Source organism: Adlercreutzia sp. DFI.6.23 (genome assembly GCF_024462535.1).
Lineage (GTDB): Bacteria > Actinomycetota > Coriobacteriia > Coriobacteriales > Eggerthellaceae > Adlercreutzia > Adlercreutzia rubneri.
On record NZ_JANGBP010000564.1, the window covers coordinates 1 to 298 of the forward strand.

The 298-nt window shown below is 64.1% G+C and carries 2 protein-coding genes; one reads left to right on the top strand and one right to left on the bottom strand.

Translation table 11 applies throughout. The features are described from left to right. Positions 1–75: ribose-phosphate pyrophosphokinase-like domain-containing protein (locus tag NE591_RS14605; protein WP_371130636.1), on the bottom strand; the 75-nt coding region annotated here is incomplete at its 3' end. On the opposite strand from NE591_RS14605, the gene NE591_RS14610 reads away from it, so the two are divergent. After that, positions 74–298, top strand: a 225-nt coding sequence (locus tag NE591_RS14610; protein WP_256157028.1) for a ribose-phosphate pyrophosphokinase-like domain-containing protein, incomplete at its 3' end; no start/stop codon positions are given. The genes NE591_RS14605 and NE591_RS14610 overlap by 2 nt on opposite strands.

Below are 298 nucleotides of genomic sequence, written 5' to 3' on the forward strand. Positions count from 1 at the left end.
GTAGTGCGCGATGACCGCCGAGATGGAGCGGGCGCTTGCGCGCTTGGCGGCATCGGCCATGATGAGCAGCTCCATGAGGGCGTCGTTCACGTCGAAGGTCTCGCTCGCGCACTACGGTTACGCCCGTCAGGACCGCAAGGCCGCCCCGCGCGAGCCCATCACGGCCAAGCTCGTGGCCGATCTGCTCGAGGTCTCCAGCATCGACAACATCATCACGGTGGATCTGCACCAGGACGCCATCCAGGGTTTCTTCGACATCCCCGTGAACCACATGACGGCCATGCCCATTTTCGTGGAC